This window comes from Paraburkholderia kururiensis (assembly GCF_034424375.1).
Lineage (GTDB): Bacteria > Pseudomonadota > Gammaproteobacteria > Burkholderiales > Burkholderiaceae > Paraburkholderia > Paraburkholderia kururiensis_A.
The window spans coordinates 1370515-1386432 of sequence record NZ_CP139965.1; the positions used below are offsets into that span (position 1 = coordinate 1370515).

A 15918-nucleotide genomic window follows, 5' to 3' on the forward strand; every position below is an offset into this window, starting at 1 on the left:
CTCAGCTCGTCTTGCGGTTCGCCAGTGTCTGGCTGTACTTCGCGATGCTCTGATCGATCTTGTCGATGGCGAAGCTCGCGGCATCGGCTTCGATCACGCCGGCCGCTGCGGCGACGGCGGCCGCGGCGCCCATCAGCAGATCGGTGGCGAGCGCGCCCAGCGCGTCTTCGGCGGCACCGGTCAGATTCTCTTTGGCGATGTCTTCGGTCATCTTCTTGAGCAGCACGGCCTGGCTCGCGAGCGCGAGCTTGCTTACGCCGTCGAAGTAATTCGCCGCCGACTGCGCAACAAGCCCCGATGCCTGGCTGATCATCATGTCGGGCGCAGTCGCGATCTGCGATGCCGCATAGCTCGCGGTCTCCGCATTCGTGAGCTGGACCGCCTGCACGATCTGGCTGTTGAGCGCGTCGGTGGGCGGCGTGGCCGCTTGCATCTGCGCGGCGAGCAGCGTGTTCATGCGCGACAGCGGGGTGGGTTGTTGGGGCATGGGCGGTGGCGCTGGAGTTGGAGTTGGTGTTGGTGTTGGTGTTGGTGTTGGTGTTGGTGTTGGCGTAGGCGTAGGCGTAGGCGTAGGCGTAGGCGCGGCCCCGCTGCCCGACGCAGGCGCGTTGTCTTGAGCCTTCGGAGCAGCCGTGGCGTCCTGTGTCGTGCTCGGGTCGGTGCCCGCGCCCGTGCCCGCCGTCGTGCCTGCACCTGCGCTCGCCCCCGGCGCCGCCCCGCTGCCCTGTGTCGCAGCCGCCGGCCGCGCGCCCTTCGTAAACAGATCCCAGATAGCCATGAGAGGGTGCTCCAGTGTGGACCTCGATTGCTCGCGTCACGCGTGCCGGCTGCGCTATTCGCCGATCGCCATGATCAGCGCCACGGCCTTCGACACCACGGCGGTCGATATCTGGTTCAGCGACTGCTGGCTCTGCACCGCGTTCTGCAGCGACAAACCCGCGGAGTGGCTCGCGACCTGGTAGAGCGAGGCGATGGCCTGCGCCGGCGCCTCGGCCACCACCTTGACGTTGGTTTGCGTGACGGCGTCGGTGATCTGGGCATTGACTGCGGTGGAATCCGCCATGGAGTTTCTCCTTGAGGTCGTGGGTCGGTTGGATCGCGAGGCGCGGCTCGGGTAACGGCAGTAAGAACGCGTCAGCCGCGCATTCGTGAATGCGGGCGTGGACGCGTGTCGCGCTTTTCAACGGCCGCGCGCAGCTTGCGGCGCAATAGCTCGACACGTTTGCGCGCGAGCGCTTCGTTGATGTTCAGTTCGTCCGCAATCGCGGCATAGGAAAGCTCGTGCTCGAACTTGAGCGAGAAGAGCTGGCGCTGCGCGGGCGTGAGCCGTTCGATGGCCTCGGCAATCAGCGCGAGTCCTTCGCCAAGCTCCACGATGTGCGCGGGCGAAATGGCCGTGGCAGCGGCGGCGCCCAGGTAGTCGGCATCGGATTCGTCGCAGTAGTAGAGCACGCGGCCCTCGCGACTCGCGTGGCGCACGCTGTCGAGGAACACGTGATTGAGCACGGTAAAGAGGAACCCTTCGGGATTGCGGATGCGATCGGGCATGCGTCGCATGTAGACGAGGGCCTTGAGCGCGGTGTTCGCGACGAGGTCGTCGGCGGCCACGCGATCGCCCTTCGCGAGGCTGCGCGCGCGTTGTTCGAGGTGGCCATGAACCGAACGCCACGCGCGTTCGAAGGCCGCATTCGCCGTGCATGACGCATCGGCATGCGGGCGAAACGTGCCCGCGGGTAACACGTTGGTCTCGGGTCTCATCGCAATCTCGCGTGATGGGGTGCACGTGAGATTGGCGATGCGTAGAGGCCGTCGCTGTTACCTGGGTGACAACACACGCGCCGCGCATTCGATTCGACGCAACTTCATGCCCACTGCATCTGAACGTGTGCAGCGCTCATGCGCTTTGGTTGAATCGCGTGCTACGCGCGGCTTTTGCGGACCTGCATTGCGCGTGCATAAGAGGCCACCATGGCGGCGAGTTCCTGGGCCGCGGGCGTGAGCGGCGCGTCGGCACGTTGCAGCAGGCATATGTCCGTGCGCTTCACGCGCTCCCGGATGGGAATGGTGGCGAGCAGGCGCGAGAACGAGCGGTGCCGCGTCACCACGGACGGCTCCAGCGAGAGGCAATCGGTTTCGATGATCAGGTGCAGTGCGTCGAACAGCGCTTCGGTGGTCACGAAAATGTTGGGCGGCGGCAAGCGATGTTCGGCGAACAGATCGACGAGGCGGTTGGCGGACGCCGTGCCGGGCGGCGTGCCCGGCTGATGCGGGGCGCGTGTCGCAATCCACTCGCAGCCCGCGAGCTGGCGCAGCGACGTGGCGGCAGCCAGCGGGTGCCCGCGCCGGCACACCACGACCGGGTCCGAGGCATACAGCTTCGTCACCGTCAGCCCGGTAACGTCGGTTTGTTTCGACACGGGCGCCACGGCGAAGTCGAGCGTGCCGTCGCGAATCCACGAGATCATCATGCGCGACGTGCCGCTCATGAGATGCACGGCCACGCGCTCGTAGCGCGCACGAAACTCGCTGAGCACGGGCGCGAGCGTATCGACGAGCGGCTCGGTCGTCATACCGAGCGAGACCGTGCCTTCGAATGTGCCGCGCAATTGCGCCATCTCCTGCTCGGTGCGCTCGCACTCGGCGAGGATCGCGCCGGCGCGCGCCAGCAGCCGCTGCCCGAACGCCGTGAGCGCAATGCCGCGATTCGTGCGCGTGAAGAGCGTGGCGCCTAGCGTGGTCTCCAGGTTTTGCAGCTGTTGCGTGACGCCGCTCTGTGCGGTGCCGAGCGCGCGTGCCGCCGCGCGCAGACTGCCGTGCTCCACGACAGCGGTGAAGATGCGCAATTGCGCGAGCGTGAGCGCCATGGTTTCGACCGATCGGAAAAGGCGATCATGATAGCGGGATCAGCACTCGTGCAGACAACCGGCCGAACGTACCATGCCGTTTCGGCGCGGCGGCTCTTGCTCAGGTCCCGACGAAGGCTCTGCACGCGAAGCTTCCTGCGCTTTCCCCGGCTCATCACGATCATCACGCCCATCATGCACACGCGCGTCACGCCCTTGCTCTCGCCTGCCATCGGCACGCGGCGCGAGCTTGTCAGTTTCCATTTCGGTTCTTCTTCGTCCTCCTCGTCGTCAAGCGACGGTGCCAGGGTCTATATCCAGTGCTCGCTTCATGCCGACGAAACGCCGGCCATGCTCACCGGCGTGATGCTGAGACGCCGCCTTACCGCGCTCGAGGCGCAAGGCGCGCTGGCCGCGCAGATCGTGCTCGTGCCCGTGGCGAATCCCGTGGGTCTTGCGCAGAACGTGTTGGGGCAATTCGTCGGTCGCTTCGAATTGCTGAGCGGCAAGAACTTCAACCGGCATTTCCTCGATCTCGCCGCGCTCACGGCGGGTGTCGAAGAAACCTTGACGGGCGACGCCGCACGCAACGTGCAGATCGTGCGCGAAGCCGTGCGAGCCGCGCTTGCCGCGCAGACGCCGCAGACAGAGTTCGAATCGCTGCAACTGGAACTGCTGAGGCTTTCGTTCGACGCCGATGTGGTGATCGACCTGCATTGCTCGCTGGAAGCCACCATGCACCTGTACACGAGCGACGCAGGGTGGGAGACGTTCGAACCGCTCGCGCGCTACCTGGGTGCGCGGGCGTCGTTGCTCGCCACGGATTCAGGCGGCATCGCGTTCGACGAAGCACATAGCCTCTTCTGGTGGCGCTTGCAGCAGCGTGCGCCGGAAGGCCGGCCCGTGCGGGCGGGCACGGTGGCAACGACGGTGGAGTGCCGCGGTCAACGCGACGTAACGTGGGAGACGGCGCAACAGGACGCCGACGCGATCGTCGACTTTCTCAAGCTGCGTGGTGCGATTCGCGGCGAGCCGAGGCCGCTGCCGGCGCTTCTCGCAGAGGCCACGCCGCTTGCGGGCAGCGAGCCTTTCTATGCGCCGGTGAGCGGCATCCTCGTGCATCGCGTGGAGCCGGGCGCCGCGGTGCGCGCGGGTGACGCGCTCTTCGACATCGTCGACCCGATCACCGACGAGACGGTCACGCTCACGAGCCGCACCGACGGCATTCTCTACATGCGGCGCGCCGTGCGTTTCGTGACGGCCGGTGCGCCGCTGGGCCGCGTGAGCGGCGTGCGGCCCATTCGCAGCGGGGTGCTGCTGAGCGCGTGAGCGCCTCCGTCGCGCGCTGAACGTGAGCACGGGTTGCCCACGTCGTTCATCAAAGCGCGAGCCCGGCCGCGACGCCCGTTGCAATGCCCGCTATGGCCACGGCGATCGTCACGCCTTGCAGCCAGTTGCGCCGCGTGAGCAGCGTGATGGCGGCGAGCGCAATCGAGATCTGGATCAGCGTGGTGGCTTGCGCCCAGCGGTGGTGCCGGTGCAGCTGCGTTTCGGCTGCCGCGTCGTTTCGTTCCACTTCCTTTTCGAGCGCTTCCGCCTGCGTGCGGATGGGCTCCTTCTGGTCGCGATACTTCTTCACGTCGGCTTCGAACTTCGCACGCGCGGGTGAATCGGCGGGCGCGAGCGCTGCGCCCAGTTCCGCGAGGTTCTGCTTCTCGCCCTTCGCCTGGTAGTAGGCCCACTGATTGGCCGCTTCGGTCTTGCGGATGGCGGCCTCGTTCTTGTAGTAGAGCGCGAGGTTTTCGGTCGTGCCGCTCTGGTAGGAGAGGATCGCGCCCACCGTGGCGAGCACGGCGGTCATCACCGCAATGCGGCCCGGCAGCGGGTCGGCGGACGGCCCGCTGCCATGGGCGCTGTGGCCGCTGTGTCCATGTGCCGCGTGCTCGACGGCGTGATCGTGGGGTCCGTGAACTTCGTATTCTTCAGGCATGGCGTGAGGCTTTCTGAGGGGACGTAAGGAAGGCGTTAGGGTAAAACAAAGCGGGGCCGCGTAGTCACGCGGGAAAACCATGGCGCGCGTATCGTGTCTTGTCGCAGCCCGCTCGTCATGGCCGCCGGGTTGTGGTCACAAGGTTGTGGCGCGACAGTCGGCCATAGGCGTTACGACGCGCCCGTGCCGCGCCGCTCGATGCGTTCCGTGACCCAGCACACCGCGAGCGCGCAGACCGTGCCGAGCGTGACTTCCGCGAAGCGCACGAGCGCGATGTTCCATGCCGGACCGATGGCGGGTACGAGCAGCACGATGGTGGTCGTAATCGCGGCCAGGCGCGCGGCGCTTCCCATGTTGAAGCACCAGCAGCCCGCAATGACGATGGCCACGCTCGCCATGTAGATCGCGAAATGGAGCGAGGCGTGCGTGGCGCCCGGCCCGCCGCCCAGCATCGCGCCCGCGAACCCCACGAGACCGCCCGCTATCGCCCCGATGAACTGGTCGCGCGAGAGATGCATCGTGTCGCTGTAGCTGTTTTGCGTGACGGCGATGGCCGTGATCGCCGCCCAGAACGCCTGCTCGGTATGCAGCGCGAGGCCGATGCCGTAGGCGAGGCTCGCGCTCGCCACGGCCTGCAACGCCATCAGCAGCCCTTGCGCGAGGCGCCCCTTGAACGGTAGCCCTTTGATGAGATCGAACATCGACTGTTGCAGGGCGTCGAGTGCATCGATACGGTTTTCTTCGCGTGTTTTCATCGGTGGAGGGGAAGGCGTTTTCATACGCACCGTGTCCGCAAGTATTGGGCCGCGTGTTCGAGGTCGTGTTCGATGGCGCGCCGCACGCCGGCCGCATCGCGTTGCTTCAGCTGCTGCATGAGTGCTTCGTGGGCGTGGTTGAGCGTCAGTGCGAACGCGGCGTCGCCGAACAGCAGGTTCGAAATGGGGCCGACCTGGAGCCAGACCGTCTCGATCAGATCGACGAGCAGCGGCGAGCCGCTCGCGCGATAGAGGATCAGATGGAATTTCTCGTTGGCGTCGAGGTAGCGCTTGTGCCTGCCTTGCGCGAGCGCATCGGCCATGGCGGCGGCGAGCGTGTCGAGCCGGCCGATGTCGCGCGCGGAAAGATGCGGCACGCCGCGCTCGGCGGCCTGGCCTTCGAGTATCAGCCGCACGTTGAGCACGTCGTCGAATTGCGCTTTCGTGAGTTGCGGCACCACGACGCCGCAGTTCGGCACGTTCATCACGCCCGATTCGGCCGCGAGCCGTTGCAGCGCCGCGCGCACCGGCATCTCGCCCACGCCCAGCTGCGCCGCGAGGTGATGGATCTTGAGCCGCTCGCCCGGTACGAAGCGGCCCACCGTGAGCCACTGGCGCAGCGTGGCGTAGGTTTCGTCCTGGAGCGAATGATGATGGCGAGTTTTCATGGACCTCGATGTGCCTTTGCGTGGTTCACGTCAATGCGGCGAGGCACGCGTCGAACGTATCGACGAGACGGTCCACGTCTTGCGTCGTTGTTGCTGGGCACACCAGCATCATGTTGTGGAACGGCGTGATGAGCACCCCGCGGTTGAGCAGATACAGATGAACGATGTGTTCGAGTTCATCGTCCAGCTGGGCTCGCGCTTCGCTGCCGTTGCGCGGCGGGGAGGGCGTGAACTGGAATTCGGTGCGCGCGCCCACGCGCGTCACGCACCAGGGTAGCGCGTGGCGGGCGATGGCCTCGGTGAGCCCGCTTTCGAGGCGGCTTGCCAACGCGAACATGTGGGTATAGGCCGCTTCGGTCATGACTTCGGCCAGCATCGCGCGCATCGCGCTCATGGCGAGCATGTTCGCGGTCAGCGTGGTGCCGATGCCCGAGTGCCCGGGCGGCGCCGTGCGTTTCGCCTGCTGCGCGCGTGCCGCGAGTTCGGCGCTGAAGCCGTAGACCGCGCAAGGCACGCCGCCGCCCACCGGTTTGCCGAGCACGAAAAGGTCCGGCTCGATGCCGTGCGCCTTCGCGTAGCCGCCGGGGCCGCTGCTGATGGTGTGCGTTTCGTCGATGGCCAGCAGCGTGCCGTGACGGCGGATTAGCGCCTGCGCTTCCTGCCAGTAGCCCGCCTCGGGCAGCACCATGCCGATGTTCGTCATGGCCGGCTCCGCGAGTACGCAGGCCACGTCGTTGTGTTTCAGCGCATCGGCGAGCGCGGCGAGGTCGTTGAATTCGACTACGCGCGTGTGGTCGAGCAGGTCGTGCACCTGGCCCAGCAGACTCGCGCGCTGCGTGGGCCGTCCGTCGATCAGATCGACGAACACGTCGTCCACCGTGCCGTGATAGCAGCCGTTGAACACGACGATCTTGTCGCGGCCCGTCGCGGCGCGCGCCCAGCGCAGCACGAAGCGGTTGGCGTCGCTGGCGGTCATCGCGAACTGCCAGTAGGGCAGGCCGAAACGGCGCGCGAGTTCGGCACTCACCCACACGGCGTCTTCACTGGGCAGCATGGTCGTGAAGCCGCGCTCGGCCTGAGCCGCGAGCGCACGGGCCACGGGCGGCGGCGCGTGACCGAACATGGCGCCCGTGTCGCCAAGGCAGAAATCCACGTAGCGGTGGCCGTCCACGTCGGTGAAGCGGGCGCCGCGCGCTTCCTCCACATAGAGCGAGAAAGGCGTGGACCAGTCGTTCATCCAGTGCAGCGGCACGCCGAAAAGCAAATGCTGTGCGGCCTGCGCGGACAGCGCCTGCGACTTCGGCCGTGCCGCGGCAAAGGCCTGCCGCTCGTGTTCGAGCAGCGCTTGCGCGCGTTCCCAGTTCACACCGTGACGGATATTCAAGCGACGCTCCTTCGAATGACGACGCGCGACCGCGTGCGCATGGACTGCTGCATCAGCGCGGCGGCGGGGCAAGGTTGGATTTGATCAAATCCTGGCACGGAAAGCGGCCGCTGTAAATTTGATCAAATTTGCGAGACGGCACGGCGGGCCGTTGCCGAACGGTCGGGGAACGAAGGCGCCGCGTCGTGGGTCGTAAGGTGTCGCGAAAGCGTCATAAACCGGCGCCCCTGGCGGGCGCGACTCCGCCGGTGGTCTCACGCGGCGCTCCGGCGCGCGCCCCGCGAGCACGGTAAAATGCCGCCGAGCCCCGCCCGGCCGGGCTTCGCAGGCGATAGGGATAGGCAATTCCCGCGATCAAACTAACCAATTTTGCAGCGGTGCAGCATTCCCGTACTCTTCGTCTGTCGCAGTTTTATTCATGTCTCAACCCAAACGTCTCAACCCAACCGCGTAAGGAAAGCACGCATGTCTCTCATCAACACGCAAGTCAAACCGTTCAAGGCCACGGCATACCACAACGGCGAATTCGTGCCGGTTTCGGAAGAGAACCTCAAGGGCAAGTGGTCGGTCGTCGTGTTCTACCCGGCTGACTTCACGTTCGTGTGCCCGACGGAACTGGGCGACCTGGCCGATCACTACGCCGAATTCCAGAAGCTGGGCGTCGAAATCTACGGCGTGTCGACGGATACGCATTTCACGCACAAGGCCTGGCACGACACGTCGGACACGATCAACAAGATCCGTTATCCGCTCGTCGGCGACCCGACGGCGACGCTCGCCCGCAACTTCGAAGTGTTGATCGAAGAAGAAGGTCTCGCACTGCGCGGCACGTTCGTGATCAACCCCGAAGGCCAGATCAAGCTGTACGAAGTGCATGACAACGGCATCGGCCGCGACGCGAAGGAACTGCTGCGCAAGGTGCAGGCTGCGCAATACGTGGCGTCGCACCCGGGTGAAGTGTGCCCGGCGAAGTGGACGCCCGGCGCCGAAACGCTGAAGCCGTCGCTGGACCTCGTCGGCAAGATCTAAACGCTCTCATAACGACCCCGGTCGTTCCCGACCGGGCTACCTCTCCCGCTCATTTGCATGAGCCGCAGGCGCCATTCGCGCCTGCGGGTGGCCCGGTGTTGCCTTTTTTCTGTATCGCCATTCGCTGGAAATCGCCATGCTCGACACTAATCTCAAGAATCAACTCAAGAGCTATCTCGAAAAAATCACGCAGCCCATCGAGATCGCCGCATTTCTCGACAATGGCGAGAAGTCGGCGGAATTGCAGGGGCTGCTGCAGGAAATCGCTTCGCTGTCGGGTCGCATCACGCTTGCCGAGCATCGTGACGCGGCAGCCCAGGGCGAGCGCGCGCCTTCGTTCACGCTGCGCCGCGCGGGGACGGACATCGCCGTGCGTTTCGCAGGCATTCCGATGGGCCACGAGTTCACCTCGCTCGTGCTGGCGCTGCTGCAGGTGGGCGGACATCCGGTGAAGCTCGAACCGGAAGTGATCGAACAGATTCGTAACCTCGACGGCGATTTCGCCTTCGAGACCTATGTGTCGCTGTCGTGCCAGAACTGCCCGGAGGTGGTGCAGGCGCTCAACGTGATGTCGGTGATCAATCCGCGCATCCGCCACGTGACGATCGACGGCGCACTGTTCCAGGACGAAGTGGAAGCGCGCCAGATCATGGCCGTGCCCACGATGTACCTGAACGGCGAGGTCTTCGGCCAGGGCCGTTGCAGCGTGGAAGAGATTCTCGCGAAGCTCGATACCGGCGCGACTGCTCGCGCGGCGGAGAAGCTCAACGCGAAGGACACCTTCGACATGCTCGTGGTGGGCGGCGGCCCGGCGGGCGCCGCGGCCGCGATCTACGCGGCGCGCAAGGGCATTCGCACGGGCGTGGTGGCCGAACGCTTCGGCGGCCAGGTGCTCGATACGCTCGCCATCGAAAACTTCATTTCCGTGCAGGAAACCGAAGGGCCGAAGTTCGCGGCGGCGCTCGAGCAGCACGTGCGCGCCTATGACGTCGACATCATGAATCTGCAGCGCGCCGAGGCACTTGTGCCGGGCGAGCAGATCGAGATTCGCCTCGCAAGCGGCGCGGTGCTGCGCGCGAAGAGCGTGGTGATTGCGACCGGCGCGCGCTGGCGCGAAATCGACGTGCCCGGCGAGCGCGAATACCGCAACCGCGGCGTGGCGTACTGCCCGCACTGCGACGGTCCGCTGTTCAAGGGCAAGCGCGTGGCCGTGATCGGTGGCGGCAACTCGGGCGTGGAAGCGGCGATCGACCTCGCCGGTATCGTGAGCCACGTCACGCTGCTCGAATTCGGCGCCGAACTGCGTGCCGACGCCGTGCTTCAGCGCAAGCTGTTCAGCCTCAAGAACGTGACGGTCATCAAGCAGGCGCAGACCACGGAAGTGGCCGGCGACGGCAGCAAGGTCACGGGCCTGCACTATCTGGAGCGCACCACGGGCGAGAAGCGTCACCTCGAACTGGAAGGCGTGTTCGTGCAGATCGGCCTCGTGCCGAACACGGAGTGGCTGAAGGGCACGGTCGCGCTGTCGAAGCACGGCGAAATCGAAGTGGACGCGAAGGGCCAGACCTCGGTGCCCGGCGTGTTCGCGGCCGGCGACGTCACGACGGTGCCGTTCAAGCAGATCGTGATCGCGGTGGGCGAAGGCGCGAAGGCTTCGCTGGGCGCGTTCGAGCATCTGATCCGCTCGTCGGTGGAGCGCGAGCAGGACGCGCAGCAACTGGCCGAAGTGGAATAAGCCTGGCTCACTGCCAGCCGGTCGAGCAAAAAGCAACGGCCCGCCATTCATGGCGGGCCGTTTTTCATTGAGCGTGGCGCGATGCGATTGCGTTGAAGGCGGCGCAATCACCTGCGCGCGTTTAGCCGCACTTAACCGCGCAACCCGATCTGCTTTTTCCAGCTATCGACGATGCGCTTCGCGAGCGCATCGTAATTCCCGCCGAAGTGATGGTCGCCCGGTGTGCGCACGAGTTCGATGCCCTTGCCCGCGAGCGACGGACACAGCGAATCGGGCTCGCGCTCGCCGTACACGCATTGCACGATGGCGGGCGGCATCTTCGCGAGTTCGGGGCTCACCGGCAGCGCCTTGTCGCTGGCGGGCATGCCGAGCCAGCCGGTCACGCGAATCTGGAAATCGGCGTCGGGCGCAAAGCCCAGCAGCGACACGAACGACACCTTTGCCCGCAACGCCGCCGGCAGCCGGTTGTACGCGAACGGCATGACGTCGGCGCCGAACGAGTAGCCGACGAGCGCGATCTGACGCGTGTGCCAGCGCGCACTGTAGGTTTTCAGCACGCGGGCCAGGTCGTGGCTGGTTTGCTCGGGCGTCTTTTCGCGCCAGAAATAGCGCAGCGAATCCCATCCCACCACCGAAACGCCTTGCTGCTGCATGGCTTCGGCAATGGTCTTGTCGAGATCGCGCCAGCCGCCGTCGCCGGAGATCACGACGGCGAGCATGTCCGACGGATGCGCCGCGGGCAGTTCGACGAGCGGCAGGTCGGAGACGTCCTCTTCGCTCTGGATCTCCGCGCGCAGATGCGGCTCGGTCAGCGCGACGAGGCGCGCGGCTTTCGTCATGCCGGGGGCGAAGGTTTCCTGCGTGGTCTGTTGTGCGCCGGCCGCTGCCGTGGGCGTTGCCGAGCCTGCTGCGCGCGTCACGCCTTTGGCGAGAAATCCCGGCAAGCCGGGGCCGCGGCTCAGTGCGGGATCGGCGGGGCAAGGGGCGAAGCGTGCGTCGAGCGTCTTGTCCGCATCGACCGATACCGCGCCTGCAATCGTATTGGCCGGCGCCTGCGCGAGCGTGCGTTCCGCGAGCAGGCCGCCTTCGCCTGTGCCCGCCACGATGGGCGAGTAATAGCGGTTCGATTCCACCTGGCGTTCGAGCTGGTGCCCGATCGCTTCGGCATCGCCATAAAGCTTGTGGCAGTTTTCGCGCGTGGCCGTGGCGAGCTTCGCGGCGTAGCGCGCCGTATCCACGCCCACCACGAGCGCGCCGTGACGGGCGAGGGCGTCGGCGGCCTGCTGGTCGGACGGCGCCCAGCCGTTCGCCTCGGAGAACAGCACGACGAAGCCGCGCATGTCGCCCGCGGGCTTCGTGACGGTGACGTCGCCGTAACGGCCGCCCGCCACGTGCTCCGGCGTCCCGGCGTGTGCGCCAGGCGCGAAGGCGATGGCCGAAGCGGACATCAGCAGCGCGGCCGACGCGGCGCGCACGAGGCGCGTCGCTTCAGCCACATTGCGGCCTGCCGAAGCCGAAGCCGAAGCCGAAGCCGAAGCCGAAGCCGAAGCCGAAGCCGAAGCCGAAGCCGAAGCCGAAGCCGAAGCCGAAGCCGAAGCCGAAGCCCGCTCGCGCCGCGCGTGTGCCACTCGAATCGATCCAATAGCCTTCACGACCGCGACCCTCCCGCCAGAAGCGAAAGGTCGGCCAGCGTGAGCAGCACGCTCACCGATCCGGAAGCCGCCAGATAGCGCGGTTCCCAGTGCGGCTGAAACTTGTTCTTGAAGCCGCGCAGGCCGCGGAAGTTGTAGAACCAGCCGCCGAAGCGCCAGGCGAGCGCCGCGGCGCGGTGCCAGGGCGAAGCGAGCGGTGTCGGCTGCATGCCGGAGAGCGGCGCGACACCGAGGCTCAGCGAGCGGAAGCCCGCGCCCTTCAGATGCAGCGCGAGCTGCGTGAACAGATATTCCATGGCATAGGGCGAAGCGTCGGGCAGATGGCGCATCACGCCGACCGTTGCTTCGGTGTGGAGGTCAGTGGTCATGAAGGTGACGAAGGCGAGCGGCTTGCCCTGCTGGCGCACCAGCATCACGGACTGCGCCGCAAGGTAGCCCGCCGTAAAGGCAGCCACCGAAAAGCTCTTTTCACGCGCGACCCGGCTTTCCAGCCACGCGTCGGAGATTTCGCGCAGGATGGGCAGGCAGTCGGGCACACGGTCGGGCTCGATCAGCTCGATGGAAAAGCCGTCGCGCTCGCCGCGTTTCAACGCATAGCGCAGATGCGCACGGTGCGAGCCCTTGAGCTCGAACTCGGGCAGCGCGATGTGCGCTTCCTCGCCGAGCTTCATGAGCGTGAGGCCGGCGTCCAGGTAGAGCGGCAGCGCATCCGCACGCACCTGGTAGAACGCAGCCCGGCCGCCGTGTGCGTGGGCCAGCGCGACGAACTGCCGGATCAGACCGGGCCATTCGCAGCGCGGGCCCACGGGGTCGTGCAGCGCGGCCCACGTGCGACCGCGCTTGGCGTACATGAGGAAGGCCTCGCGCGACTCGGAGAACAGGAAGCTCTTGTCGCCCATCATCGCGAGCACGGCGTCGCTGCGCTCCTGGGCGCGCACGATGCGCGCGGCTTCGAGCAGATCGGCTGCCTCGGGCTTTTCGAAGCGGCCCGGCGCGGGACGCAACAGTTGCCAGCACGCGAGCGCCGAGGCGAGCAGACCCGCCGCCAGCGTGGCGCGCAAGGCGCGCGGCGCGCGTTCGTCGAAGGCGAACTGCCACCAGAGGTGCTGCGAGTATTGAACGTCGCGGAAGGCGAAGAAGAGCACCCACACCGCGAGCGCGATCACCATGCCCACCGACACCAGCCAGCCCGGCGTGAAGCGCTCGGCGAACAGCGACGAATGGCGGTTGAAGCGCTTGCGCGTGGCGAGCAGCAACGCAATCAGCACGCACAGCACGCCCGCTTCGACGAAGGCGAGACCCTTGGCGAGCGAGAGCGCGAGGTTCAGCGACGCGATGATGAGCGCGAACCACCACGCCGCGTCGAGCCGGCGCAGCAGGCCGCGGGCGACGAAGAGCAGGAGCACGCCGAACAGGCTCGCGAGCATCTGCGAGCTTTCCATGACCCACAGCGGCAGCACGGTTTGCAGGATAGCGATGCGCTTCATGAACGCGGGCGTGGCGCCCGAAATCACGAGCATGCCGCCCACCACGAAGGTGCAGATGGCGAGAAAGAGCGGCGCGAGCTGCGAGACGCTTTGCGCGCCGCGCTGCGCGAAGCCCGACGCGAGCGGTGCCTTGAGGGCGCGTCCTTCGAACACGGCGAGCACGCCGGCGGAGAGCGCAAGCGGCACGCCGAAGTAGATCGCGCGATACGCGAGCAGCGCGGCGAGCATCTGCGGAGTCGGCACGGTGCCGCCCAGCGCGTAGACCATCGCGGCCTCGAACACGCCCACGCCACCCGGCGTGTGCCCGATCATGCCGAGCAGCATCGCGGCCGCGTAGACGGTGACGAACTGGACAAAGCCCACCTGCGCTGCGACCGACGTGCCCTTGTGCGGCAGCAGCGCCCACAGCGCGAGGCCGGCCGCGATCACGTCGACCACGGCGAGTGCCAGTTGCGCCACGAGGTCGCGCCGCGCCGGGACGTTGAACGAGAGCGCGTCGCGGCCGAAGAGCCGCAGCTTTTTCGGCGCCGCGCCGCACGCGGCGATCAGCGCGCCGCTGGCGGCCAGCAGCATCGCGCCCATGAGCCGCAGCACGTCGGGCGCCAGCCCCATCATGCCGGCCAGCGTGCCGGCCGAGGCGACCATGCCGGCCGCCGTCATCATCGCGAGGGCCAGGGCGAGCGTGATGCTCGTGAACACGGTCATGCGGCCCACCTGCACGGGCGTGACGCCCGCCACGCCGTATACGCGGCAGCGTACGGCGCCGCCCGTCAGCGCGCCGAAGCCCGTGGCGTTGCCGAGCGCCGATCCCACGGTGGCGCCGACCCACAGCGGCAGACGCGGCACCCTGGCGTCGACGTAGCGCAGCCCGACGGCATCGCGGCCCACCAGCGCGACGAAGCTCGCGGCCGTGGCGCCGAGCGCGCCGATCCATTCGCGCGCGCTCAGGTGACAGAGCTGCGAGACGACGGAGCGGTAATTGACGGTTTGCGAGAGGTGTTGAAAGACCAGCAGCAGGAGCGCGCAGACGCTTGCCGCAAGGACGGGCACCGCGAAGCGCTGCAGGTGCCGCGAACCACAGACGCGCCGCGCAAGAGCACGGACACGGGCGAAGCAGGATGAATCAGTGTCTGACATGTATCGGCAAGGATATGGACTGGCATCGTGCCGCTGTGGCCCCGAATCTCGAGGCGCTGCCCCCGGCGGCGGCACGGTCGATCCTTTACAGCTTGTGTACGCCTGTCGGGCGGGCGGAGATCCGCCAGCCTTGTTGCGCTTGAACGCGCGCCTGCGTATGCGCCCACCGGCGTGTTCGGCCCGTTAGCGCGCGTAAAGATTTCGTAAAAGACAGCAAACGGCTATAACGGCCGAACGGTTGACGGCCTTTAGGGAAATGTCTGGATTTGTTGTGTCGATGAAAGATTTTGTCCGGTCCTGGCTTACGGTGTTCAGACAAATGATCCGCGTCGACGCGAGCGCAGACCGACTAGGCCACGGCACCGCGGCGCGCGGTCAACCGCACTGCCGCGACACTCGCGGCCATCACCGCCAGCATCCCGAGCCACTGCGCCGCCGACAGCCGCTCATGCAGCACCACGAAGCCGAGCGCCGCGCCGATTGCCGGTTCGAGGCTCATCAGCACGCTGAAGGCGCCCATGTCCATGCGGCGCAGGGCCATCATTTCGAGCGAGTACGGCAGGAGCGGCACGAGCAGCGCAAGCCCCGCGGCGGCCGGCCACAGGGCGGCAGGCAAGCCGGCCGGGTCGACCGCTCGCGCCACCGGCAAGGTGAGGGCGGCGGCCACCGCGAGCGAAAGCGCGAGCCCTTCCTGCTGTGAAAAGAGCTGACCGACGCGGCGTGTGAGCACGATGTACGCGCCCCAGCCCAGCGCCGCGCCGCCCGCCAGCAGCATGCCGGCCGGGTCGAGCGCGCCGTGGGCGCTGCCTGCGCTCATGGCAAGCACGCCGGCGCCGGCCAGCGCGGGCAACGCGAAGCGCGGCCAGCCGCGCAACGCGGCGGCCGCGACCGCGAGCGGCCCCAGAAAGCCGATGGTCGCCGTGGCGCCAAGCGGAATGCGCAGCACCGCCTCGAAGTAGCAGAGCGTCATGCCGGCCATCGCGGCCCCCAGCGCGAGCGCGGCCCGCCACTGCGCCCCCGTCAGCCGGAAGAGACGCGGCCGCGCGAGCAGGAGCAGCACGAGCGCGGCGCACACCAGCCGCAACGCGGTGACGGCCGCGGAGCCGTGCGCGGTCATCAACGGCTCGGAGAGCGCCGAGCCCAATTGCACGCTGATCATGGACCCGGTCGCGAGGGCGGGACCGGCGAGGCGCGGCGAGGCGGATTCGGTGGCGTGGGGTGTCACGGGCGAGTCTCCT

Annotated in this window: 14 protein-coding genes; 3 read left to right on the forward strand and 11 right to left on the reverse strand. The window is 67.1% G+C overall.

Annotation, left to right across the window (positions count from 1 at the left end):
- Nucleotide 1 precedes the first annotated feature (1 nt).
- The 4 genes from U0042_RS06220 to U0042_RS06235 form a co-directional block, all read right to left on the reverse strand.
- Nucleotides 2-487 carry a hypothetical protein gene (locus U0042_RS06220; protein WP_232833428.1) on the reverse strand — a complete coding sequence of 162 codons (486 nt, stop codon included), beginning with the start codon at nt 485-487 and terminating at the stop codon, nt 2-4.
- A 345-nt stretch (nt 488-832) separates the two neighbouring features.
- On the reverse strand, nt 833-1063 hold the full coding sequence (locus U0042_RS06225) for a RebB family R body protein (protein ID WP_017775300.1): 231 nt from the start codon (nt 1061-1063) through the stop codon (nt 833-835).
- Between the two features lie 71 nt (nt 1064-1134).
- A complete protein-coding gene (locus tag U0042_RS06230) occupies nt 1135-1758 on the reverse strand; it encodes an RNA polymerase sigma factor (RefSeq protein ID WP_114811715.1) in 624 nt (207 codons plus the stop codon).
- 161 nt (nt 1759-1919) lie between these two features.
- Nucleotides 1920-2864, reverse strand: a complete 945-nt coding sequence (locus U0042_RS06235) for a LysR family transcriptional regulator (RefSeq protein ID WP_114811717.1) — start codon at nt 2862-2864, stop codon at nt 1920-1922.
- Nucleotides 2865-3038: 174 nt separating this feature from the next.
- Between U0042_RS06235 and U0042_RS06240 the strand changes: the two genes are divergently transcribed.
- On the forward strand, nt 3039-4172 hold the full coding sequence (locus U0042_RS06240; RefSeq protein WP_114811719.1) for a succinylglutamate desuccinylase/aspartoacylase family protein: 1134 nt from the start codon (nt 3039-3041) through the stop codon (nt 4170-4172).
- A 49-nt stretch (nt 4173-4221) separates the two neighbouring features.
- On the opposite strand, the gene U0042_RS06245 is transcribed toward U0042_RS06240, so the two are convergent.
- From U0042_RS06245 to U0042_RS06260, 4 genes are all read right to left on the reverse strand, one after another.
- On the reverse strand, nt 4222-4833 hold the full coding sequence (locus U0042_RS06245; protein WP_114811721.1) for a DUF4337 domain-containing protein: 612 nt from the start codon (nt 4831-4833) through the stop codon (nt 4222-4224).
- 170 nt (nt 4834-5003) lie between these two features.
- A complete protein-coding gene (locus tag U0042_RS06250; protein ID WP_114811723.1) occupies nt 5004-5588 on the reverse strand; it encodes an FUSC family protein in 585 nt (194 codons plus the stop codon).
- Nucleotides 5589-5608: 20 nt separating this feature from the next.
- Nucleotides 5609-6256 (reverse strand): GntR family transcriptional regulator, encoded by a 648-nt coding sequence (locus tag U0042_RS06255; protein ID WP_114811725.1) that lies wholly within the window; start codon nt 6254-6256, stop codon nt 5609-5611.
- Nucleotides 6257-6281: 25 nt separating this feature from the next.
- A complete protein-coding gene (locus U0042_RS06260; RefSeq protein ID WP_114811727.1) occupies nt 6282-7640 on the reverse strand; it encodes an aspartate aminotransferase family protein in 1359 nt (452 codons plus the stop codon).
- Between the two features lie 465 nt (nt 7641-8105).
- On the opposite strand from U0042_RS06260, the gene ahpC reads away from it, so the two are divergent.
- A complete protein-coding gene (gene ahpC, locus U0042_RS06265; RefSeq protein ID WP_114811729.1) occupies nt 8106-8669 on the forward strand; it encodes an alkyl hydroperoxide reductase subunit C in 564 nt (187 codons plus the stop codon).
- Nucleotides 8670-8805: 136 nt separating this feature from the next.
- Nucleotides 8806-10404, forward strand: coding sequence for an alkyl hydroperoxide reductase subunit F (gene ahpF / locus U0042_RS06270; RefSeq protein WP_114811731.1), 1599 nt, complete (start codon nt 8806-8808; stop codon nt 10402-10404).
- A 131-nt stretch (nt 10405-10535) separates the two neighbouring features.
- On the opposite strand, the gene U0042_RS06275 is transcribed toward ahpF, so the two are convergent.
- From U0042_RS06275 to U0042_RS06285, 3 genes are all read right to left on the reverse strand, one after another.
- On the reverse strand, nt 10536-11852 hold the full coding sequence (locus tag U0042_RS06275) for a virulence factor family protein (protein ID WP_114811733.1): 1317 nt from the start codon (nt 11850-11852) through the stop codon (nt 10536-10538).
- Between the two features lie 200 nt (nt 11853-12052).
- Nucleotides 12053-14680, reverse strand: a complete 2628-nt coding sequence (gene mprF / locus U0042_RS06280; RefSeq protein ID WP_114811736.1) for a bifunctional lysylphosphatidylglycerol flippase/synthetase MprF — start codon at nt 14678-14680, stop codon at nt 12053-12055.
- A 349-nt stretch (nt 14681-15029) separates the two neighbouring features.
- Nucleotides 15030-15905, reverse strand: a complete 876-nt coding sequence (locus U0042_RS06285; RefSeq protein ID WP_157977847.1) for an EamA family transporter — start codon at nt 15903-15905, stop codon at nt 15030-15032.
- Nucleotides 15906-15918: the final 13 nt, after the last annotated feature.

What these genes read in the sequence shown, in the direction of transcription:
- U0042_RS06220 (WP_232833428.1), bottom strand. Translation starts at nt 487, where the DNA reads ATGCCCCAACAACCCACCCCGCTGTCGCGCATGAACACGCTGCTCGCC.
- U0042_RS06225 (WP_017775300.1), bottom strand. Translation starts at nt 1,063, where the DNA reads ATGGCGGATTCCACCGCAGTCAATGCCCAGATCACCGACGCCGTCACG.
- U0042_RS06230 (WP_114811715.1), bottom strand. Translation starts at nt 1,758, where the DNA reads ATGAGACCCGAGACCAACGTGTTACCCGCGGGCACGTTTCGCCCGCAT.
- U0042_RS06235 (WP_114811717.1), bottom strand. Translation starts at nt 2,864, where the DNA reads ATGGCGCTCACGCTCGCGCAATTGCGCATCTTCACCGCTGTCGTGGAG.
- U0042_RS06240 (WP_114811719.1), top strand. Translation starts at nt 3,039, where the DNA reads ATGCACACGCGCGTCACGCCCTTGCTCTCGCCTGCCATCGGCACGCGG.
- U0042_RS06245 (WP_114811721.1), bottom strand. Translation starts at nt 4,833, where the DNA reads ATGCCTGAAGAATACGAAGTTCACGGACCCCACGATCACGCCGTCGAG.
- U0042_RS06250 (WP_114811723.1), bottom strand. Translation starts at nt 5,588, where the DNA reads ATGAAAACACGCGAAGAAAACCGTATCGATGCACTCGACGCCCTGCAA.
- U0042_RS06255 (WP_114811725.1), bottom strand. Translation starts at nt 6,256, where the DNA reads ATGAAAACTCGCCATCATCATTCGCTCCAGGACGAAACCTACGCCACG.
- ahpC (WP_114811729.1), top strand. Translation starts at nt 8,106, where the DNA reads ATGTCTCTCATCAACACGCAAGTCAAACCGTTCAAGGCCACGGCATAC.
- ahpF (WP_114811731.1), top strand. Translation starts at nt 8,806, where the DNA reads ATGCTCGACACTAATCTCAAGAATCAACTCAAGAGCTATCTCGAAAAA.
- U0042_RS06275 (WP_114811733.1), bottom strand. Translation starts at nt 11,852, where the DNA reads ATGTCCGCTTCGGCCATCGCCTTCGCGCCTGGCGCACACGCCGGGACG.
- mprF (WP_114811736.1), bottom strand. Translation starts at nt 14,680, where the DNA reads ATGTCAGACACTGATTCATCCTGCTTCGCCCGTGTCCGTGCTCTTGCG.